General features: G+C 49.2%; 11 protein-coding genes and 1 pseudogene. 3 read left to right on the plus strand and 9 right to left on the minus strand.

What is annotated here, in order from left to right:
• Positions 1–79: 79 nt before the first annotated feature.
• The 5 genes from QQ055_RS07725 to QQ055_RS07750 all read right to left on the minus strand — a co-directional run bounded on the left by QQ055_RS07725 (position 80) and on the right by QQ055_RS07750 (position 12035).
• Positions 80–3829 carry a type I polyketide synthase gene (locus QQ055_RS07725; protein ID WP_286004507.1) on the minus strand — a complete coding sequence of 1250 codons (3750 nt, stop codon included), beginning with the start codon at positions 3827–3829 and terminating at the stop codon, positions 80–82.
• 12 nt (positions 3830–3841) lie between these two features.
• Entirely contained in the window at positions 3842–9169 is a 5328-nt protein-coding gene (locus QQ055_RS07730) for a non-ribosomal peptide synthetase (protein ID WP_286004508.1), read from the minus strand.
• A 91-nt stretch (positions 9170–9260) separates the two neighbouring features.
• Positions 9261–9842: an AMP-binding protein gene (locus QQ055_RS07740; protein ID WP_349775334.1), complete on the minus strand. Its 582-nt coding sequence runs from the start codon at positions 9840–9842 to the stop codon at positions 9261–9263.
• Between the two features lie 38 nt (positions 9843–9880).
• Entirely contained in the window at positions 9881–10459 is a 579-nt protein-coding gene (locus QQ055_RS07745) for an AMP-binding protein (protein ID WP_286004509.1), read from the minus strand.
• Positions 10460–10820: 361 nt separating this feature from the next.
• Positions 10821–12035, minus strand: a complete 1215-nt coding sequence (locus QQ055_RS07750; RefSeq protein WP_286004510.1) for a PQQ-dependent sugar dehydrogenase — start codon at positions 12033–12035, stop codon at positions 10821–10823.
• Between the two features lie 461 nt (positions 12036–12496).
• Here QQ055_RS07750 and QQ055_RS07755 point away from each other — a divergent pair, with 461 nt between their 5' ends.
• Positions 12497–14077 carry an iron uptake porin gene (locus QQ055_RS07755; protein ID WP_286004511.1) on the plus strand — a complete coding sequence of 527 codons (1581 nt, stop codon included), beginning with the start codon at positions 12497–12499 and terminating at the stop codon, positions 14075–14077.
• A gap of 39 nt (positions 14078–14116) precedes the next feature.
• On the opposite strand, the gene QQ055_RS07760 is transcribed toward QQ055_RS07755, so the two are convergent.
• Together QQ055_RS07760 and QQ055_RS07765 are read right to left on the minus strand one after the other, a co-directional pair.
• Positions 14117–16231, minus strand: coding sequence for a catalase (locus tag QQ055_RS07760; protein WP_286004512.1), 2115 nt, complete (start codon positions 16229–16231; stop codon positions 14117–14119).
• A gap of 259 nt (positions 16232–16490) precedes the next feature.
• On the minus strand, positions 16491–17375 hold the full coding sequence (locus QQ055_RS07765; RefSeq protein WP_286004513.1) for an inositol monophosphatase family protein: 885 nt from the start codon (positions 17373–17375) through the stop codon (positions 16491–16493).
• Between the two features lie 153 nt (positions 17376–17528).
• On the opposite strand from QQ055_RS07765, the pseudogene QQ055_RS07770 reads away from it, so the two are divergent.
• Positions 17529–18352, plus strand: a pseudogene (locus QQ055_RS07770) (M90 family metallopeptidase).
• Positions 18353–18426: 74 nt separating this feature from the next.
• Here the strand turns inward: QQ055_RS07770 and QQ055_RS07775 are convergent.
• Positions 18427–20859 carry a PAS domain-containing sensor histidine kinase gene (locus QQ055_RS07775; protein ID WP_286004514.1) on the minus strand — a complete coding sequence of 811 codons (2433 nt, stop codon included), beginning with the start codon at positions 20857–20859 and terminating at the stop codon, positions 18427–18429.
• Between the two features lie 543 nt (positions 20860–21402).
• Here QQ055_RS07775 and trpD point away from each other — a divergent pair.
• The gene (gene trpD, locus QQ055_RS07780) at positions 21403–22485 is read left to right on the plus strand and encodes an anthranilate phosphoribosyltransferase (protein WP_286004515.1); all 1083 of its coding nucleotides are present in this window, start codon (positions 21403–21405) and stop codon (positions 22483–22485) included.
• A 55-nt stretch (positions 22486–22540) separates the two neighbouring features.
• Here trpD and QQ055_RS07785 read toward each other — a convergent pair whose 3' ends face one another.
• A complete protein-coding gene (locus QQ055_RS07785; RefSeq protein WP_349775332.1) occupies positions 22541–23557 on the minus strand; it encodes a ribose-phosphate pyrophosphokinase in 1017 nt (338 codons plus the stop codon).
• Positions 23558–23647: the final 90 nt, after the last annotated feature.

Consider the following 23647-nt stretch of genomic DNA (forward strand, 5'->3'; position numbering starts at 1 on the left):
GGGATTGGAAAAAAGTGCGATCGCGCTTCCTTTCCCCTTCGTTCTTCCACTGAGAGAAAGGGGAAAGGGAGGCGGTGAGTTAAGCGAGATAGGGGCGAAGTTTCTCGGCTAAGGTTTGAACGTGCGGAGGATAATTCATCGTGATATGATTGCCTGAGATTTCGTGCAGTTCTAACCCGCCTTGGGCAACTTCAATCCAAGGCTTTTCAGGATAGGGGGGGTTAATCTCATTGCGATCGCAAGCTTTAAAAAAGAGCAGGCGTCCGGGATAGGGTTGAGGTTGGTAATTCTGCATAGCGCGAGCATGAACTTTAAACCAGTGGATAAACTGCCGCACTTCGGGCAGACCAAAATCTGGGGGAATGATTTTGTCGGCAACTTTTGCTTGGTCTAAGAAATATTGCAGTTGTTCGTCGGCGGTTAATTGTTGCAAGCGATCTAGGGAGAGGGGGAGGTTAAACCCAACGCCCAATAAATAAACCAGAATTGCCGTATCATCCTCTGTGGCTAACACCGGCATTTGACCGGGGCCTGGAGTATCAATTAGAGTCAAAAGCGCAACTTTCTCGCCTTGCTGGGTGAGTTGTTGTGCCATTTCAAAGGCAATCGTTCCGCCAAAGGAAGAACCGCCTAAATAATAAGGGTCTTGGGGTTGGCGATCGCGCACGGCTTCGAGATAGCGAGTTGCGATCGCTTCTACGGTGACTAAGGACTCTTTCTCTTCAGCTTGGATGCCGTAAATGGGACGGTTGCTTTCGAGATAGCGGGCTAAATCTCGATAGATATAAACATGACCGCCTACGGGATGGATTAAAAATAAAGGCGGTTCAACATTACCGCGCCGAATTGCAACTAAGACTGGATCGCGGACAGGGGAAGATTCCGCTAAAAGTTCGGCTAAACTGGCCACTGTAGAGGCTTGCAATAAGCTATGGGTCGAAACTTCAGTTCCTAGTTTTTCGCTAAGTTGCGCCGTCAACTGCACGGCCAGCAGAGAATCTCCCCCCAAGTCAAAGAAATCATCATCAATGCCAATTTGTTCAATACCTAAGAAACGCTGCCAGACTTGAGCAATGATTTGTTCAATCTCAGTTCTCGGTGCAGTATAGGAATTGGCTAACTGGGGTCGCGCGTGGGTTGGCGGCGTCTGGATAGGGGAAACTTCTGGGAGGTATCCCGGCGGATCGATCCAATAGTGCTGGCGTTCAAAAGGATAGGTGGGCAAGGGCAGGCGATCGCGTTGTTCGTCGCGGTAGAATTCTGCCCAATCGATCGTAATGCCAGCAAGCCACAATTTGCCTAACGTAGTCAAGAGAAATGCCACATCAGACTGCTGTTCTTTGGGATGGCGTAAGGAAGAAAAAACCTCCTGTTGGGGGACTTTTTGGGGATGTTGTTTGGCGAGGCTAGCCAGCGTTCGTCCGGGACCTACTTCTAGGAGAATTGCATCGGAATTTTTGCATAACTGTTGCAGGTTTTCCGCAAAGCGTACCGTTTGCCGCAGATGTCGGGCATAATACTGCGGATCGGTCGCTGCGGCTGCGGTTATCCAAGTTCCCGTGACGTTAGAAAGATAGGGAATTTGGGGCGGGTGGAGTTTGACCTTTTGGACTTGGGCGGTAAATGGCTCTAAGATTGGCTCCATCATCCGAGAATGGAAGGCGTGGGAAGTGTGCAGGCAGCGGCTTTCAATCTCTTGGGCTGCCAGTTGCTTCTGCAAGTCCTCAATGGCTGCCTGGGGGCCGGAAACAACGCTAGTCGAGGGGGTATTCAGGACGGCAAGGTCGAGTTGTTCTCCTAAAAAGGGTTGAATTTGGGCTTCGGATAGGGGAACGGCTAGCATTGCCCCAGGGGGCATTTGTTGCATGAGTTGTCCCCGCGTCGCGACCAGGGATAGCGCCTCTTCTAGGGAGAAAACCCCGGCTAAACAAGCTGCGACATATTCCCCAATGCTGTGACCGGCCATTGCTTGGGGACGAATGCCCCAGGCCATCCACAACTGGGCGAGGGCATATTCAACCGCAAAGAGGGCGGGTTGGGTAATGGCTGTTTGTTGTAGTTGCCCAGTGGTATCTGTGGAGGCGTCGGGGTAAAGAACTTGACGCAGGTCGAGGTTGAGATGGGGTTGGAGAAGTTGGGAACATCGATCGATTTGTTGGCGAAACAGGGGTTCGGTTTGGTAGAGTTCTTTTCCCATGTTGAGGTACTGGGAACCCTGACCGGAAAATAGGAAGATAACCGGGCGGTCTTTGAGACTGGGGCAGCCGGAAAACACTTGTTTGGGATCGCCAGTGCTGAGGGCGATCGCGCCTGCTTCTACGTCCTCGCAGACGGCAATCCGGCGATGTTTGAAGGCTTGGCGTCCCACTTTCAAGGTATAGGCAATATCGGCTAGATCGCGGTTGTCTCGCTGCTGCAAGTAGGCGGCTAAATTCTCGGTGGCGCGGTCGAGGGCGGTTGCTGTTTTTGCCGAGAGAACTAAAAGTTGGGCGGGGCGAGAAGGGCCAGAGGGTGCCCTAGGGGGCGCTTCCTCTAACACGACATGGGCATTGGTTCCGCCAATGCCAAAGGAACTGACACCCGCCCGACGCGCCGTTTCCTGGGCAGTCCAGGCTTTGAGTTGCGTGTTGACGTAGAAGGGACTTTGAGCAAAGTCGATTTTGGGGTTGGGTTGCGTGAAGTGCAAGCTGGGAGGAATCTGTTGATGGCGCAACATTTGGGCGACTTTAATGACTCCGGTAACGCCAGCAGCCGTGTCTAAATGGCCGAGGTTTGTTTTTGCCGAACCGATGGCGCAGAAACCCGTTTTTTGGGTATCGAGTTGAAAGGCTTGAGTCAGGGCCGCAATTTCAATTGGATCGCCCAAAGGCGTCCCCGTACCGTGGGCTTCAACGTAGCTAAGGGTTTCTGGGTGGACATCGGCGATCGCCAACGCACTCGCGATCGCCTGCGCTTGACCGTCTATACTGGGGGCGGTGTAACCCACTTTCAGCGACCCATCGTTATTAATGGCATAGCCTTTAATCACAGCATAGATATAATCGCCCTCTGCGATCGCCTCTTCTAAGCGTTTGAGGGCAACGATGCCTACTCCGTTCCCGCTGACCGTGCCTTGGGCTTGGGCATCAAAGGCCCGACAATGACCGTCGGGAGATAAAATCATCCCCTCTTGGTAGAAATAACCCGCGATTTGAGGAACGCCAATGGCCGCCCCGCCCGCGAGGGCTAAATCGCACTGATAATTGAGCAAGCTTTGGCAGGCGGTACAAATGGCCACCAAGGAAGTAGAACAGGCCGTTTGCACGCTAACGCTAGGTCCTTGCAAATTTAGCTTGTAGGAAACGCGCGTGGCCAAAAAATCTTTCTCATTGGCGATCGCTAAGGGATAATCGCCAAAGGAAGCTCGCAATTCTCGATTGGGGTAGAGGTTCTCTAAAAAGTAGGTTCTAAAACTCCCCGCCCCCGCATAGACCCCAATTAACCCGCGATATGTTTCTGGGTCATATCCCGCCGTTTCTAGGGCTTCCCAAGCGCATTCTAAAAATAAGCGGTGTTGCGGATCGGTAATTTCTGCCTCTTTCGGATGAAACCCAAAAAAAGCCGCATCAAACCCCGCAACATCTTGTAAAACCCCTCGCGCTTTAACATAACGCGGATCGCGAACCACCTCCGGTTCAATCCCCGCCGCAATCAGTTCTTCCTCCGAAAAGAAAGTAATCGATTCTACGCCATTGCAGAGATTTTGCCAAAACTCATCCACCGTTTGGGCCCCCGGAAAGCGCCCCGCCATCCCCACAATCGCAATCCCTTCCAAAGCTTCTGAATTCATAATTTCCGTCCTCTAACGTCGTTGCGGCTTGCGTCGGTTCAGGGCTGCTTTTTGCTGCATAGCCCGTTGGCGGAGTTGCGCTTTATCGCTCTCCTGGTTGGTAGAATTCAACGATTCATCGCGCGTTGGGTTTAAATAGTCAGCCAAAGCGCTAATGGTGGGATATTTAAACAAATCGACCATTGAAATAGCGCGATTTATCTGCTGTTGGAGTTGGCTATGCATTTGCACCAGCAGTAAAGAATGCCCCCCCAAATCAAAGAAATTATCTTCAACTCCCACTTGAGGAAGCCCTAAAACTTGTTGCCAAAGTGCCACCAGCATTTGCTCGATTTCCGTTTGCGGGGCAACATAGGTTTCTTCTGACTGGGATATCGAGGGGTCTGGAATGCTTAAAGCCTTGCGGTCTACTTTGCCATTCGCAGTTAGGGGCAAAGCATTTAAAAAGACAAAGCTAGACGGCATCATATAGTCGGGTAGCTTCTGCTTCAACCACTGGCGCAGACTGCCCACTGCTGCCCGTTGCAACACTTTCAAAAAGCCCTGGGTTTCCAGAATATAGTCTATGCTTTGGTGAAAAAGGGTTTGTTCGCTGAGGTCAAGCGCCAACTCAACCCCAACTTGAGTATCCTGTTTCCAGACAATGGTTCCCTCAAACCAGCGTTTTTCCGTGGCAGTGGGGAGTTGGAAATACAAACGCACCCGTTGATGCAGCATCCAGCTTTTCGGGACATCCACTAAACCCACACCGTTAGGGGAAATATCCTGGGTACGAACCGTTGTCGCTAAATTACCCTGATATTCTGCCAGACATTCAATGTCCCAAGGGGTTCGTTCGGGCGTGAGGTTAGAAACAATATAGGCGACTAAGCGCGGGTTGCCCGTGGCATCATTTTGTTTTAAGACCGCCGTCTCTCGAACATCGGGATGTTGGGCTAGTATCGCTTCAATTTCGCCTAACTCGACGCGGAAGCCGCGAATTTTGACTTGATGGTCGATGCGACCGAGAAATTCCACATCGCCATTGGGTAAATAGCGGGCTAAGTCACCCGTTTTGTAGAGGTAAGTATTGGGTTCTGGGCTAAAGGGATGGGGAATAAATTTTTCAGCGGTTAATTCAGGACGCTTAAAATAGCCCCGCGCTAAACCATCGCCGCCAATGTAAAGTTCCCCCGGAATTCCCACCGGCACGGGTTGTAAGTAGGCATCAAGTAGATACACTTGGGTATTGGCGATCGCTCTCCCAATCGGAATCGAACCTCCCGCCCAACTCGCTTCTGTAATTGGGTGGCAGCAGGTAAAGGTGGTATTTTCCGTTGGCCCATAGCCATTAATTAACTGGCATTCGGGTAAGGCTTGCAGGACTTTTTGGACGTGCGGCACCGAAAGCACATCGCCCCCCGCTAGCAATTGGCGGACGGATTTTAAAGCTTCTAGCTGTTCGTTCACCATCAAGTTAAATAAGCCTGCCGTTAGCCACAGGAACGTCACTTGATGCTGTTGAATGGCTTGTCCTAACTCCGATAGCGAGGGCGGATGCGGGGGCATGATTGCTAGCCGCGCCCCATTCAACAAGCTGCCCCAAATTTCTAAAGTCGAGGCATCAAAAGCAACCGGGGCTAATTGTAAGAAGACTTCTTCAGCGCTGAAATGGGCGTAATCGGTGTTTTTCACTAAGCGGACAATTCCCCGATGCATGACATTGACGCCTTTAGGAACTCCCGTAGAACCGGAAGTGTACATGACATACGCCAGTTGGTCAGATGTTGCGGGAGAAGTCGGATTTTCCAAACTTTCCTGCTGAATTTGGGGGAGATCCGCATCCAAACAAACCACGCGCGCGCGGTGTTCGGGCAGGGAAGCGCGTAACGCGGATTGAGTTACCAAAACCGGAACGGCGGCATCTTCCAGCATCAGGGTTAAGCGTTGCGGCGGATAGGTTGGATCGAGGGGAACGTAAGCCCCACCCGCTTTCAGAATGGCTAAAAGTCCCACAATGAGATCGAAGGAACGTTCAACGCAAATCCCCACTAAAACTTCAGGCCCTACGCCTAGATTTTGCAAGTAATGGGCGAGTTGATTGGCGCGTTGGTTCAGTTCTTGATAGCTCAGATGTTGGTCTGCAAAAATAAGGGCTGTAGCTTCGGGCGATCGCGCCACCTGTTCCTCAAACAGTTGATGCACGCAGACCTGTCGCGGATAATCGGTTTGGGTTTGGTTCCAAACAGCTAGCTGTTGGCGTTCCCCGGCGGTTAACAGGGGCAACTGGGCGATTTTCTGTTCCGGGTTGGCGACGACGCTTTCTAAAAGGGTTTGCCAATGTCCCAACAGGCGTTCAATGGTATCGGGCTTGAAGCGTTCGGTATTGTACTCTAAACGACCAATAACTCCTTCCGGTCTTTCTTCCACATCTAAGGTTAAATCAAACTTCGCCGTATCCGTTTCCACATCTAAGTAGCTGACTTGCCAACCCTGACTTAAAACGGGCATGGGGGGTTGGGGGGCAAAAGCCACTTGAAACAGGGGATTTTCTCCGGGACGGCGTTCCGGGCGTAGAGTGGTTAACAGTTGTTCAAAGGGAACCTCTTCATGGGCGTAAGCCTTTAAGGTGACATCCCGCACCCGCGAGAGTAAGGTTTGAAAACTGGGATTGCCTGATAAATCGGTACGCAACACTAAGGTATTCACAAAGAAACCCATCATTTCGGCGGTTTCGGGTGGGTTGCGTCCGGCGCTAAAGGTGCCAACGACAATATCTTCTTGCCCAGAATAGCGATAAAGCAGCACTTTGAAGGCCGCTAGCAGCGTCATGTACAGCGTCACGCCTGCTTGCTGAGAGAGGGCTTTTAAGGCTTCTGTGAGGGGTTTGGAGAGGGCTAAACGCTGCCTCGCCCCTTGGAAACTGGGGGTTGTGGGGCGGGGATAGTCGCAGGGGAGTTGCAAAACGGGTAAATCTGCAAGCTGTTGCTGCCAATAGTCTAATTGGGGTTTGAGAGTATCCCCTTGCAGGATCTGTTGCTGCCAAACGGCAAAGTCAGCATATTGTAAGGGTAATTCCGGTAATGCTAGCGGGGGATGGCTGGGCGAATGGTCCTTAAACGCCTCGTAGAGGGTGGCGAGTTCTGGCAAGAAGGCATTGTAGATCGAAATGCCATCCATGATGATGTGATGGAAGGTGAGGAATAGCCGAGAATCGGTATCGCCAAGCTGAATTAAAGTTGCCCGCATCATCGGGCCTGTGGCTAGATCGAAGGGGGCTTTAGCTTCTTGTCCGGCAAGGTGCAAGGCGCGATCTTCTCGTTGATTGCTGGGAAGTTCTCTTAAATCAACAAAAGGTAAGTCAAAGGCGGCTGCGGGCGGATCGATAACTTGAACGGGTTTTCCCTCGACGGTCATAAAGCGGGTTCTTAAGCTTTCATGACGTTTAATTAATTCGTGCAGCGCTTTTTCTAGGGCGTCTACTTGAATTTCGCTGCCAAAATGTATCGTGCAGGGTTCGTTATAAACGGGGGCGTCGGGGGCGAGTTGCTTGAGAAACCATAATTGTTGTTGGTTCCAAGACAGCGGTAAGTAGGGATGGCGGGAAACGGGTTGAAGGGTGGCGACGGGCTGGCGCGTTTGGGTGTCGTTGCTTTCTAAGATACGTTGGGCTAGGGAAGCAACGGTCGGACAAGTAAATAAACTATCTCCGGGGAGTTCTATCTGTAAGGCATTGCGAAGGCGACCGTCAATTTGAATGGCGAGTAAAGAATGACCCCCCAATGCTAAGAAGTTATCGTAAATGCCGACGCGTTCAATACCGAGAACATCCGCCCAAATTTCAGCTAGCGTTGCTTCTAATTCGGTGCGAGGGGCAACATATTGCTCTTCTAGATCGGGTCGGCTGGCATCGGGGGCGGGTAAAGAGCGCCGATCGACTTTACCATTGGGGGTAAGGGGGAGCGCTTCTAGCAAGACAAAGCGATCGGGCGTCATATAATCGGGGAGTTTGTCTTGCACAAAACACCGCAGGCGCGGGATCAGTTTTTGGGCGACGATCTGTTGCAGGGGTTGGTTGGCGTAGTGCTGCCAAGATTGAGGGGAAACGGGAGTTTCTGCGGCGAGGACGAGGGGAGAATCAATTGAAGTTTGTTGAAACACCACGTCGTAGCAACCGGAAGCGTCTGTATTTAACCAACTGATGTGAATTTGATAGTTGAGGGCTTGGGCGAGTTGCCAAAGGGCTTCGGGATCGAGGCCTTGGGGGGGTTGGGTTTGCAGGTGGGTTTGCCATTCTCCCACGGTGTCGGGTGCGGCGTTATTATGCAACCATTGTAGGGTTTTGAGTTCGGTCTCTAAACGGGCGTTGGTAATGTGTCGCCAGCCGATTTTGGGGGGACGCTGCGATCGCAATCTTTCTTCGATCTCTGCTAGCGTCCACTGGGGTTGCCACTCTAACCATTGAATATCAGAGGTGACGGGTAAAGGTTCGCCAATTTCGAGGGTTACGTCGTAGCGAAAGCGGGTTAATTCGTTGTGGTGAATGCCGCGTTTGGGCAGAATTTCAATCTGGGCAATTTCTGGGAGGTGGTGTTTAAGGGCGCTGAAGAAGGCTGGATCGATGACGAGTTCTTCTTCTTGGGCGATGAGCGATCGCGCGGTGTTGAGTAATTGCGATCGCCTCTCGCCTTCATCAGCCCGGTACAGTTGCACGGAGGTATGATACGCCTCTAATAAGGGCAGACTTCGCAAGTCTCCTAAAAAGATTTTGCCCCCTTTGCGGACAGCTTTGACGGCTTTTTCTAAGACTGCAACCAGATAGTCAATGCTGGGGAAATGCTGAATCACAGAATTAATAATTAGGGTATCGAGACTGGCTTCAGCAATGCCCTCAAAGTTATCGGCCGATCGTTCTAGCAGGGTGACATGTTCTAACCCCGGTACGGACTGGCGCATCTGTTCGATATAGCACAGGGCTTGACCGGAGAAGTCCGCCGCCCAATAGTGGGTACAGTGGGGAGCAATGCGGGAGACTAGCAACCCAGTACCGCAACCAATCTCAAGTACCTGTTGGGGTTGCAGTTGTAAAATGCGTTCTACGGTATGTTCGACCCATTCGTGCATTTCTGCTTCTGGGATGGGTTCCCCGGTGTAGCTGCTATTCCAACCCACAATATTAAAGGTTTGGTTTTGAGGGGCGGGCGTCTGGCTGTAGGTGGTATTGTAGATGGCTTGCCATTGCGAGAGCAGTTCGCTGTCCTCATCTGCTTCTGAAGGGTTTTGGGGCGGACGGACGACGTAGGCCACCAGGCGCTTATGATTGGGGGTATCTTCTCGAACGATGACAACGGCATCTCCCACTTCCGGATGCTGGCGCAGGGTGGCTTCAATTTCGCCCAGTTCGATGCGGAAACCGCGAATTTTGACTTGATGGTCGATGCGACCGATAAATTCAATATTGCCATCGGGAAGATAGCGCCCCAGGTCGCCCGTACAGTAGAGGCGATCGCCAGTTTGGGGATGGATGATAAAGCGATCGCGGTTTTTCGGGGTCTCGCCAATAGCAGCGGGCTAGCCCGATTCCTCCAATATAAAGCTGTCCGGCTTCCCCATTCTGGCAGGGTTCTAGATCCTCGTTGAGGATGTGGAATTGCTGGCGGGTCATCGGGCGACCGTAGGGGATGCTTTTCCAATGAGGCTCGACTTGGGCAATGGGGTACAGGATCGACCAAATTGAGGCTTCTGTGGCTCCTCCCAGGCTGATGACGGCGGTTTGGGGGCTGCCTAGAGTGTGGATACGGTCGGGCAGGGTGAGGGGTATCCAGTCGCCGCTGAGGAGGACGAGGCGCAGGCTATCGGGTAGGTTGAGGTTGCGGGCTGTGGCATAATCAACCAGCATTTGCATGAGTGGGGGGGCAGAGTCCCAAAGGGTAATTTGGGCTTGGTGTAGGGTGTCTAGCCATTCGGCTGGATCGGGCGAGGCTGAGGCGCTGGGGATAACGACGGTACCGCCCACGGCCAGCAAGCCAAAGATGTCGTAGACAGAGAGGTCAAAGCTGAAGGAGGAAACGGCTAAAACGCGATCGTCCTCGTAACGCTAAAGCGCTGGTTAATGTCGAGGAGGGTATTGACAGCCCCCCGATGGGCGATCGCGACGCCTTTGGGTTTGCCTGTGGAACCGGAGGTGTAAATGACATAGGCGAGGTTATCGGGCGTTACGTCACTCTGGGGATTTTCAGCAGGCGTACTGTCTAGGTCTGTATCTAAGCAGATGACTTGGGCGCTATGCTCTGGCAGGATTGGGAGTAACGCTTGTTGAACCAGCAAGACGGGCGTTTGCGAATGCTCTAACATATACGCCAGTCGGTCGGGAGGATAACTGGGATCGAGGGGAACGTAAGCACCTCCCGCTTTGAGGATACCCAGTAAGCCAATGACCATTGAAAGCGATCGCTCGACGCAGATCGCCACGAGAACTTCAGGGCCAACTCCTAACTGTTTGAGGCGATGGGCGAGTTGGTTGGCTCGATCATTCAATTCTTGGTAGGTTAAGGACTGCTTTTGATAGACTAGCGCGATCGCATCTGGCGATTGTTGAACTTGGAACTCAAAGAGTTGGTGGAGACAAGCCTCCTGAGAATGACCAAGCATTGCGATTCTTCCTTTGGTTGTGTAGGGATTAATGGTGGGAGCAAAGGACAACGTTTGCAAGCCCAAGCTTGCATTGCCAAGTTATAGAAATGTTGTGAAGTTCAAAAGCGATGGATTGAAAGAGCGCTCTCGGTTTGGTGTAGAGGTGCTTGACTGAAACGTCTCTACAGGATGTATGGGGCTAGTTAAGGCTTTATTTCGCTCGCTGAAGAATAATCTGACACCTGTTGAACTTATATGGGTAAAGCTTAAGCTTGCAGCGATCGCGGTCACTGTTTTTCAGAATAAATCTCAATCAATATGAAAGCCTACACTCTCCTAAGCGAGAATGTAGGCAATTGTAAGGCTTTAAGGCGTTAGGTTAGGGTCTGCCGTTGTAGGAAACGCGATAGATGACCCCATTGGTATCATCGGTAAATAGCATCGAACCGTCTGGGGCGATCGCTAAACCCACAGGTCTACCAAATTGGGCTTGTCCATCGTTCGTGAGGAACCCGGTAATAAAATCCTCAAATTGGACGGGTTGATTATTCTCAAAGCGGACGCGCACCAGCTTATATCCCACGGGTGGGTTGCGGTTCCACGAACCTCGCATGGCAATAAAGGCATCTCCGCGATACTCGGCGGGAAACTGGGAACCGTTGTAAAACGCGAAGGCTAGGGGAGAACTGTGGGCTTGGTAGGTGAGAACGGGGGGTTCGGTTTGGGTTTGGCAGAATTCTTCCTTACTCATCCCTTCAGGGTTGGCGGGGAGGAAAACATCGGGTTGGCGATCGCCCCAACAAAATGGCCAGCCATAATGTCTACCCTGTTGAATGCGGTTGAGTTCTTCGGGGGGTTGATCTTCGCCACGCCAGTCAGAACCATGATCCATTCCCCACAACTCACCCGTGACGGGATGCCATCCAAAACCAATGGTATTTCGCAACCCACGGGCATAGATGCTGCGGTTGCTACCATCGGCTTGCGCCCGCAGGAGGGTGGCGTGTTCTTCGTTGGGTTCTTCGCAAGCATTGCAGGTACTCCCCACCGATAAGTACAGCATCCCATCGGGCCCAAAGGCTAGGGTGCGGTTGGGGTGTTGTCCGGCATCGGGGATATCGTCAATTAACAGTTGCGGCGATCCTTCGGTCCCATCGGGACGCAGATCTGCGGCGTAGAGTTCGGTATCGGTGACAAAATAGAGGCGGTTTTGGTGAATGGTAATGCCGTTTACATATTCTAGATCGGAGGCTACCGTGCGTCGTCGATCGGCGCGTCCGTCGCCATTGGTATCGGTGAGGGCGAGTACATCCCCTTGTTCGCGGCGCGTTACGTAAATGGTGCCGTTGGGGGCGACTGCAATCTTGCGGGGGTTGCCGAGATCGGTGGCAACAACGCCGATCTGAAACCCTTCAGGCAGCCTTAAGCGTTGCACTAATGCTTCGTTGAATTCTAACAGTTCGGGGGTGAAAAGATGCCCTTCCATCCGCTCAATTCGGAGTTGTTCGGGCAGTTGGGAATAGGCGGGAGAGAGAATTCCAAGGAGGAATGCTCCGGCAAGCAATAAACGTCCTGATGTTCTCTTGAACAGCATAAAAGGGTTCTCTGAGCAGTTGTTAAGCGATAGGAGGGAGGCTGCAAAACCAGGTTGAGCAACTTCCCATAAGAGGCGCAGAGTTAGAGGGATTTGATAAACGCGATTGGATCTAAGCTGTAGCGAATTTCAAACACGAGTTTGAACCAGGGAGATTCAGAGCTATATCGATGGATTTAATGGGGTCAAAACCGACAAGATTAATAGGACTTGCTGGCTTTTGACGATTCCAAAGGAGGGGGTTCAATGCTCTTTTTGAAGTTTTGTCGAGGCAACTTTTAAGGGTAGGATAGACTAGCTTTCTCAAACTGAAATGAACTGGAGTTAGGTTAAGAGATTGCGATCGCGATCGCATCTTCCGAAAGACAGAAGTTAATGTATGGAGTGCTATCTCCAAATCATCCCAAAGTTAGAGTTTTTGTAAAGTTAGATTGGATTGTTTTTGGTGAGGAGTGAGATTAATGGGTGTAAGTTTAAAGGCGCTAGCGATCTTAGGTATGGTTGGGATATTCTCCCCTGTGGCGGCGTTAGAGCTTCCCTTAACTGAGGAATTGCTAGAGAATGCAATAACAAATCGCGATTCTTTAGCACAAATTACTTCAGTATCAAATTTATCAGACGTACAGCCAACGGATTGGGCTTTTCAAGCTTTAGAATCTTTAATGGCTCGCTATGGTTGCTTAAGCGGTTATCCCGATAATACCTATCGTGGCAATCGAGCCTTAACGCGCTATGAGTTTGCTGCGGGTGTGAATGCTTGTTTGGATCGCATCCTCACCAGAATTAGCGATTCCTCTTTAGAAGTTTCTTCAGAAGATTGGTTAATCTTAAACCGATTGCAAGAAGATTTTGCCGTTGAATTAGCCGCGCTGCAAACTCAAGTCGATCGTTTAGAAACCCAAGTTAATCAACTGGAAAATCAACAATTTTCTCCCATTGTGCGGTTGAATACTTCAGTGGTGTTCGCGGGGACTGACTTAATCGGCGATCGCGCTGACGCTAACCCCGATACGCAGATTAACTCTAATTTTGCCCTCAACTACCGGATGCGCTTTAACTTAGTCTCCAGTTTTACCGGACGCGATCGCTTAATGGTGCGCTTGCAATCTTCTAACCGCGTTCCTAACTTTAGCGGCGTTTCAGGTACCGAGATGACGCGCCTTTCCTTTGAAGTTGGGAATACCAACGATCGGATTAATCTCAACTTACTAGAATATCGCTTTCCTGTGGGCGATCGCCTTAACCTCTACCTCTACGGAAACGCCGCCTCCCATCATTTCTATACCAACGTCCTTAACCCTTACTTTGCCAGTTTTGGCGGTGCAAAAGGTTCGCCTTCCCGCTTTTCCGAACGCAACCCCATCTATCGGATCGGCTTTCTCAGTCCGGGGGGTGCAGCCGCCAACTATCAGTTTAGCGATGCTGTACGTTTAGACTTTGGCTATTTAACCGATAATTTGAATAACCCCACAGCAGGTGCCGGACTGTTTAATGGCAGCTATAGCGCATTAGGACAGCTTACCGTTAGACCTGCCTCTAACCTAGATTTTGCCTTCACCTACGTTCGCAACTATGCCGCCAATGGTAACTTACTGCATCGCACCGGCAGTGAATTTTCTAATACTCCCTTTGGTTTAGGCGTTCCCTTAACCTCCAATTCCTATGGACTCCAAGCCTTATGGCGGATGACTCCTCGCTTCGCCGTTAGCGGGTGGTTTGGTTATACTCAAGCCAATCGAGTTGATGGCAGGCGGGGACAAGCCGACGCAATCAACTATGCTGTTAACTTAGCCTTTCCCGACTTATTCAAGGATGGGGCCGTGGGTGGAGTGGGTTTTGGGATGCCGCCGAAAGTGATTCGCAACACCCTTTCGCAACGACAAGATCCCGATACTGGGTTTCATTTAGAAGCGTTTTATGAGTATCCCCTCAATCGCAATATTAAATTAATTCCGGGCGTTATGTATCTGGTGAACCCAGACCACAACGCCGCCAACGGGAATATTTTTGTGGGGACGTTTCGCACCGTGTTTAACTTCTAAACGCGAGATCCCCAAGTTCTGGGGATCTCAACCGTTGAATTAGGCGGGAACCTTACTCTTCTGTTGTCGCGACCAATGACGGTGTTGCGCGATCGCTTCAATGAACGTTTGAGCAACCGCGTGCATATTGGAGGCGTTTTGAACGCTAATAACGCCGGAGTCGCTGCTGACTTCCCCTTGGGAACCGTTTAAATGAATGCCTTGAATTTGGGAAGCTTTCAGCAGTTCCTCCCCTTCCCCGGTGGCTGCGATCGCCTTACCATGCCGAAACGCCTCATTAATAAAATGAATCGCATCACCTTGTTGTTTGAGCGTTTCAATACTTTGCTGACCGCCAGGGACATAAATCGCATCAAACATCACCGAAGCTGAGGTCAAAAATGTCTTATCAGCCTCCATCTCTTCACCCGTCGAACTGGTAATGGTGTTGCTAAATTGCGAAACAATCATCGCCTTCGCACCCGCGTTCTGTAAGGCTTGTTGCATCGCCTTTAACTGGGAACTATCAAACCCATCAGCGACTAAGATCGCAACTTGGCGGCTTGATACGGTATCCTTAACCGTATTTTCCATACTCAACGCTGGAGAACTCTGACCGTGGTTCTGCGCGACAGGTTGGGGTTCGGGAATGCCAATACCTTTGGCGACTCGTTTGGCGAGTTCGTTGTCAATTTGGTTAAATAAATCCACCATCCGCTGGCGAATCTCTTTATATTGCACTTTACCTAACTCAAAATGAGCCGCCGAGACGATGTGGTCTTTCTCCGCTGAGGACATGCTATTCCAAAATAGCGTTGCTTGGCTGAAGTGGTCTTTGAAGCTATCGCTGCGTTTGCGAATTTTATGACCTTCGACTTTTTCAGCGTAGTGCGTAAAGGCGCGCAGGTTTTCCGGGTTCGCCATCGGACAGCCACCGCCTAGGGAGTTGGGAGAATAATTGGTGCGACCTTTATCAATGGTCTGGCGAGAATACCCGTCGCGCTGGTTGTTGTGAACCGGACAGGCGGAACGGTTGATGGGAATTTCGGCAAAGTTGGGGCCGCCTAAGCGGATCAATTGCGTGTCGAGGTATGAGAAGAGACGACCTTGCAGTAAGGGGTCGTTGCTGAAGTCAATTCCAGGGACGACATGACCGGGGTGAAAGGCAACCTGTTCGGTTTCAGCAAAGAAGTTATCTGGGTTGCGGTTCAAAACCATTTTGCCAATGATTTTGACGGGTACCATTTCCTCTGGAATGATTTTAGTAGGGTCGAGGATGTCGAAGTCGAATTTATGCTCGTCTTCCTCTTCAATGATTTGCACCCCTAATTCAAATTCGGGATACTCTCCCATTTCAATCGCATTCCACAGGTCGCGACGATTATAATCGGGGTCTTTCCCGGCGAGTTTTTGGACTTCATCCCAAACGAGGGAGTGCATTCCGAGTTTGGGTTTCCAGTGAAATTTAACAAAGCGTGCTTTTCCGGCTGCGTTGATGAAGCGGAAGGTGTGAACGCCAAAGCCTTCCATCATTCGGTAGCTTCTCGGTAAGGCCCGGTCGGAAAGCACCCACATAATCATGTGCATGGATTCGGGCATCAGGGAGATAAAATCCCAGAAGTTATCATGCGCGGCGGAAGCTTGGGGAATTTGATTATGGGGTTCTGGTTTGATGGAGTGAACCAGGTCGGGAAATTTAATCGCGTCTTGGATAAAGAAGACAGGCATATTATTTCCGACTAAATCGTAAACGCCTTCTTCAGTGTAAAATTTGGTGGCAAAACCGCGTACGTCGCGCACGGTATCGGCTGAACCTCGGAAGCCGACAACGGTGGAAAAGCGAACAAAGACGGGGGTTTTGGCGTTGGGATCTTGGAGGAATTTGGCTTTGGTATATTCCGCCATTGATTCGTAAACTTGGAAGTAACCATGCGCCCCTGAACCGCGAGCATGAACGACTCGTTCGGGAATTCGTTCGTGGTCGAAGTGGGTCATTTTCTCGCGGAAATGGAAGTCTTCCAACAGGGTAGGGCCGCGTTCTCCCACTTTTAGGGAGTTATCTGTATCGTCAATGCTGACCCCTTGGTTTGTGGTTAGTTCTTCTCCTGTTTCTCGGCGAAAGGTTTCGAGTTGTTTGTCTTTGCTATGCTCATCTACTCTACGATCGTCGTTCATGGTAATTCTACCTAGAGAAATTCTGGAGGGCGGTTTCCATTCCAGGTCTCGGCATTAGGGTCTACAAAAAGAGGAATGGAAGGCTCTATTTCTTTCAACTTTAGAAGGAAATCTGGAGGAAAGATGGCTCGCTAGAGATTTATGACTTAGGGTAGATTTTGGCATCGCAAAGAAGCGCGATCGCTCTCTCGTTAGACTGATGAATTTTGTACTTTTGTCTGAACTCAAATTGCGATCGCGCTCAGAAATTAAGTTATATTTAAGGCTGCATTAACGTTGAATTTGTGACTTGAACGGCTTTTACTAAGTCTTGATGAATGCTGTTTGAGGCTGCGACGATAAATCCCGGACGCTGATAATCGGTGCTTGAGTGTAGCGGTGGGGGTGGATTTCCTTCTAAGGTGGTAACAATGCACCCGGCAGATTGTGCTAGAAAGGCTAAAGCGGCTCCATCGATCCATTTCCCCGTCCGAATAATGGCTCCAGCTAATTCACCGCTGAACATGCCGTTGAGATTGGGAATTTGGACTTCATGGGAATAGCCAGTCGCGATATCAAAAATCTGATACTGGTCTTTTAATGCAGGTGCGATCGCTTCCATTCCCCACCCTAATAAAATAGCGGGTTGGGTTTCGCCAATTTGTAAAGGACGACACGCCTCTAGGGGATCTTCTAATTTTCCTTGCCAAGCGCCTTCACCCCGCAAGGCATAATAATAAATATCTTGGGCGGGAGAAATGGCGAGTACGGCTTCAAATTCATCGGCATTTAGAATAGCGAGAATAATTTGATAGTTGTCATGTCCATCGAGGTAAAATTGAGTCCCATCAATCGGATCGAGGGTGACTAAATAATCGCCCTGTTCGCCTAAGTCAATGGCTCGAAAATATTTGGTATTGTACGATTGCTCGTATTCTTCACCAAAAAAGCGAATATTGGGAAATGAGCCAATTAGCGCGACTTCTACAAGGGTTTGAATGGATAAATCTGCATCGCTTAAAGCGGCTGCAAACATATTTTCCTGTTGTTCTTTAATCGGACGTGCAGCAATTTGCGGTTGAATTTGTCGCGCATAGGCGGCTGCAACTCTCAGATGGGGAAGGAGGGTGTTGAGAATCTGGCGAGGGGTGGGTGTTTGCTGCATAACAATTCTTGAGTTTTGCAAGGAAAGCCACTGTCTACTGTAACGGCTTTCGCAACCCTTAAAGAGGATTTACTTCGGGGGAGTGAGTTTGCGACCGATCGGGGTTGCTAAAATGGAAGTCTACAGCATTGCGATCGCAAGGGTTATCGGTGAATGCGTCAAACCCTAATTGTGTTATTGGCAATTATCTCGATCGTTCTCTTTATTTTTGGCTTTCCGATTCTCAAAAAATGGCAGAGGCAGCGCATTAAGCAGCGTCATTTTCCTCCTCTGTGGCAAGCTATTATTGAAAATAATGTTCCGATCTATTTAGCACTAGATCCCCAAGAACGCCGCCGACTTCAGGGACATATTCAAGTCTTTTTAGCAGAAAAACAATTTATCGGTTGCCAAGGACTCCAGGTAACGTTAGAAATGAAGGTGACGATTGCAGCCGTTGCTTGTTTATTGCTGCTGAACGAACGCGGAACCTATTTCCCTAAGCTCCAATCTATTTTAATTTATCCCAATACTTATTTTGTGAAAGAAGTTACCAGCAATGATGGTTATGTTGTGGAAGAAACCCAAGTTGCTCGTTTAGGAGAGTCTTGGAATCGCGATCAATTAGTATTATCTTGGGAACAGGTTCAACGCGATATTCAAAACTGGAAAGATGGACATAATGTGATTTTACATGAGTTTGCTCACCAACTCGATCAAGAAGATGGACGGGCTGAAGGCGTGCCGATTTTATTACAAAAATCAGATTATCAACTTTGGTCAAAGGTGATGTTACGGGAGTATCAAAATCTCTGTTTAAAGGTTGAAAAGGGGATGAAGACGACTTTAGATTATTATGGTGCGACTAATCCCGCAGAGTTTTTTGCGTGGCGACGGAAACTTTTTTTGAAAAGCCGCGCCAACTCCGAAAAAAGCATCCCGAACTCTACGAACAGTTGCAACGCTACTATCAACTCGATCCGGTTCAATGGATTTAGGCTGGCTATTTTGAGCTTTAGTTGTGTTGGGTTTCGTGCCTCAACCCAACCTACGCGACTATCCTTCTTGAGGTTTAGTTCGCTATCGGAGTTTGACGAAGGGGGATTTCAATTCTAAATTCTGAACCCTGACCCAGTTGAGAAATACACTGGAGGCTTCCGCCATGTTTTTCGACAATAATCTGATGGCTGATGGCGAGTCCTAAACCTGTTCCCTGACCTACGGGTTTAGTGGTAAAAAAGGGATTGAATAAGCGCGATCGCACTGACTCGCTCATTCCTGGGCCATTATCTTTGATAGAAATGGCGACGCGGGCGGTTTCTAACAGATGATGGGTTGTAATCTGGATGGTACTGGGGTTGGCTTGAATCTCGGCTAGCGATCGCTGTTTGTTATATTCTTCCAAGGCATCAATCGCATTGGTGAGAATATTCATAAAAACTTGGTTTAATTGTCCGGCATAACATTCAATACGTGGTAAACGGCTATAGTCTTTAACGACTGCGATCGCCGGACGGTCAGCCTTGAATTTTAGGCGGTTTTGCAAAATCAGTAAAGTGCTATCAATGCCTTCGTGAATATCCACGGCTTTCATTTCAGCCTCATCAAGGCGCGAGAAATTTCGCAGGGATAAAACAATTTGTCGAATTCGATCCGCACCCACTTCCATAGAAGATAGCAGCCTGGGTAAGTCTTCGATTAAAAACTCCAAGTCAATCTCTTCAATCTGGTCGAGAATTTCAGGGCTAGGGTTAGGATAGGTGGTTTGATATGAGTGTAAAAGCTCCAATAGGTCTGAAGTATACTCTCGCGCTGGAGCCAGATTGCCATAGATGAAGTTAACGGGGTTGTTGATTTCATGGGCTACACCTGCGACTAACTGACCTAAACTTGACATTTTTTCGCTTTGGATCAGTTGCGCTTGGGTTTGTTGAAGTTCTTCTAAGGCTTTTTGAATCGCTTGCTCGGCGTTTTTGTGCGCGCTAATATCCGTGAGCGTCCCCACATAACTTTTAATCGTGCCATCCGCTTCTAACTCTGGTAACGTTTGGCACAAAACCCAGCAAATCTCGCCATTCAGACGCAGAAAGCGGTACTCGCATTGATAGTGATAGTTTTGTTCGCTAGCCGCTTTTTGCCATTCTTGGATCATGCGTTCCCGATCGTCGGGATGAATGGCGTTCATCCATCCCCCGCCCAAAAGTTCCTCAGCAGTTCGTCCCGTTAAGTAACAGGTGCGCTCGTTTGCATAAATACATTCTCCATCAATTAAGGTTTGAAAAATTCCGACAGGCGATAGTTGAGCTAAGTTTTGGTAGCGCTGTTCGCTAGCTCTTAATGCTTCTTCAGCACGTTTGCGTTCTCGGAGTGCGGCTTTTTGTTCGGTTGTTTCAATCCCAACAACTCCTAATCCTGTAATCGTTCCTGTTTCATCTTGCAAAGGAAAATAGGAAACTTCCCAAGAACGAGGATTATCGGATTGAGTAAAGGATTCTTCGCTTACTTCTAAGTTAAGAATAGCTTGTCCTGTTTCTAAAACTTGACGATAAAGGGGTTCAATAAGCGGTGCTATGTGGGGAACAATATCTTTGACCTGTTTGCCGATATGTTCGGCCATTGGTAAACCATGAACAGCGGCTGCTAAGGGATTGATCCGAACGTACTTGAGTTGGCGATCGAGAATTAACATTCCGACAGGTGCAGCGTTAAAAAAGTCATTAAATTGTTGCTGCTGGAGAAGAACTTCTTGTTCTAAATGCTTGCGCTCGGTAATGTCTTTGGTAATACCTAATGTCCCTTTTAGGTTTCCCTGGCGATCGCGATAGATATTTTTTTGGGTTAAAAATATTCGTCTTTCCCCCTCAAAATCGACAATTTCCTCAAATTCATGAAGTTTCTCACTAGCGAAAACCTGACGATCGTTTTCTATAAGAATTTCGCCTAGCTCTGAACCAAAAAGCTCGATATCTGTTTTGCCGATAATTTCTTCAAGAGTTTTGTTGATCCCGCGCAGACCGGCTTGATTAATGAACAAGAATCTTCCTTGCATATCTTTGACAAAAGCAATATCGCCGATGGTGTCAATGAGGGTTTTTAGTAAATCTTTCTCCAGCTCATTTTCGGAGTTCTGTTCTAATTCTTGAGGGGTTAGTTCTCGAATAATTCCTAGTAAATAAGCGGGGGTGTCTTCAATCCAAGATAAAGTTAATGAGATTTGAATAAAGGTATTTTGAGCAGTTAAAAGTCTAAGTTTTTTCTGATAATTTGTACTATTTTTGGTTTGAAGCTGATGGATAGCTGCCTGGATTTCTTCTCGCTCTTCAGGATGGGCGATCGCCATCAATGACGACGGGGTAAAATCTTCTCTTTGATAACCTAATAGTTCGCAGAAATAAGAATTAACCTCTAGCCATTTCCCATCTAAACTTAAATGAAATAATCCTATTGGCGCTCTTAAGAAGCTGGCCTCAAAGCGTGAGTTATCTTTGGGTTCTAAAGTCTGCATTGGTTGGCGTAATGTCAGCTTTGACTTTTGCTATGGTAACAATTTTTCTCTATTGATGAATCCGTTAAAACAAGGGTTTTGCGAGCGATTATGGGCTAATGCTGAACTGAATCTGATAACTTTAGGTCGTCAATAGGATGGGTAAAAGCAGGTTGAATAGAAGAGTGCATTTTTTGTTGAATGAAAGAATCGATAAAATTCTATCTCTTTTTCTATTGAACCTTAGAGAAAAAACTACGAAATTTCCCAACCGCGAGCAGACCTTGAAAAAGGCGAATCAAGTAAAATTACTGAAAGCGAGAAAAGCTAGCGAACTCTATATTACCTCTATAGCGTTTCGATCCGGGCGATCGCTGTAACCCTCCCCTTAACCCGTTGCGACTCAAGTCAGATTCTTAGGATTTTACCGGGTGATGCGATCGCACGATTCAACCCGCTTCTCCAGAATAGACTTTCAAGCGTTCTCCTCCGCCTGTAAAATTGCCATATCTATCAGGCGAACCGATTCGCACTCTCAACGCCAGCTTTCAAGGGAATAGATTTATGACTCACTCTCCGCCTTCTGTTGCACCTGTATCGGACACTGCCATTAACGAAATTAATGGCCCCAGTTTATTACAACAACTCCTCGATGGACAATCGCTGTCTCGCACCCAAGCCGCAGACTTAATGCAAGGATGGCTCAACGAAGCCATTCCGCCCGTTTTATCGGGAGCAATTTTAGTGGCGCTGCAAGCGAAAGGCATTTCAGCAGAAGAATTAGCGGGGATGGCACAGGTTTTGCAATCTCAGGTTGCTCCCATTCCGGAATCTTACACCCGTTACGAAACGCCCGTGATTGATACTTGCGGTACGGGAGGAGACGGCGCTTCAACCTTCAATATTTCTACCGCCGTGGCATTTGTGGTTGCTGCCGCCGGCGTGCGCGTTGCTAAACATGGCAATCGTTCCGCATCGGGTAAGGTGGGTTCGGCTGATGTTCTAGAATCGCTAGGAATCAATTTAGCAGCCCCTCAAGAGAAGGTTCTCGATGCCTTAGACGCCGTTGGGGTGACTTTTCTATTTGCTCCTGGCTGGCATCCTGCGATGAAAGCTGTGGTTCCCCTGCGACGAACCCTAAAGATTCGCACTGTTTTTAATCTTCTTGGCCCTTTAGTCAACCCCTTACGCCCAACAGGACAAGTAATGGGGGTTTCGAGTGCCCATTTAGTCTCTACCATTGCTCAAGCCATGCAGCTTTTGAACGCCGATAAAGCGATTGTTTTGCATGGGCGAGAAAAATTGGATGAAGCTGGATTAGGCGATATTACTGAGTTAGCCATTTTATCAGAGGGTAAGGTTGAGTTAAGCGCGATCGCGCCTCAAGAATTGAACCTCACTCCCGCCTCCCTGGAAGCCTTACGCGGCGGCGAAGTTGCAGATAATGCCGAAATTCTTCGCAATGTCCTGCAAGGGAAAGCTACGCCCGCTCAACAGGATGTGGTGGCGCTGAATGCCTCCTTAGCCCTTCAGGTTGGGGGGGCTGTCCCGTTATATGCTCATCAAGAAGGAATTGTTCTGGCCCGCGATATTATGTCTAGCGGTGCAGCTTGGAAAAAACTTGAAGAATTGATGGCCTTTCTTTAAAACAATAAACCCGCGATCGCATATCGCGGGCTAACGGCTCGTCTTCAGTCAAAAACTAACGAAACATACTGCTCACAGAGCTATCTTCATGAATGCGCCAAATGGTTTCCCCAACTAAGTTCGCTACTGAGAGAACCGTCAGTTGAGAAAACTGCTTGTCTAGGGGAACTGGGATCGTATTGGTGACAATCACTTCTTCAAACAAGCCACTGGAAAGCCGTTCTATCGCTGGTGGCGAGAATACCGGATGAGTCGCACAGGCATAGACTTGTCTGGCTCCTTCTTTGCGGAGCAGTTTAGCGCCCTCGCAAATTGTGCCGGCGGTATCAATCATGTCATCGACCAAAACCGCTGTTTTCCCTTTAACATCGCCAATGACGTTAAAGACTTCTGCGACGTTATGAGCCTGACGCCGCTTATCAATAATGGCCAGCGGGGCATCATCTAATTTTTTCGCAAACGCTCTCGCCCGCGCGACTCCCCCTACGTCAGGCGAAACCACCACCAGATCGGGTAGATTCTTGCTCGCCAGGTATTCTAACAACACGGGCGATCCATAGACGTGATCGAAGGGAATATCAAAATATCCTTGAATCTGAGCCGAATGCAGATCCATTGCCAGAATGCGACCTGCGCCCGCTTCTGTCATGAGGTTAGCGACGAGCTTGGCCGTGATCGATTCTCTACCGGCCGTTTTCCGGTCGGCCCTGGCGTAGCCATAGTATGGAAGCACCGCCGTAATTTGGCGGGCTGAGGCTCGCCGACAAGCGTCGATCATGATCAGCAACTCCATGAGGTGATCGTTCACCGGAGAGCAGCAAGGTTGGATCAAGTAGACATCGCAACCTCGAATCGACTCTTGAATTTGAATGTAGATTTCTCCATCTGCAAACCGTTTGCGAACCATTGGGCCTAAATCCATGCCCAAATAGCGAGCCACTTCTTGAGATAGAGGTACATTGGCGGAACCCGAAAACAAGCGCAAACGGTTATTTTCTGTCACCGTTGGCAGTGTCGGCTGAATTGTCAAAGTTGCAGAACGGATCACAACAAGCCCTCGAAGCGCATTCACCGCAATCTTATCACTGCCATACTACAAGATTTGCAAGGATTTGTGCGATTTTTTTTTGGAGCGATCGCACTTTCTCGCTAAAAACTCTCA

It is taken from the genome of Geitlerinema calcuttense NRMC-F 0142 (genome assembly GCF_030285425.1).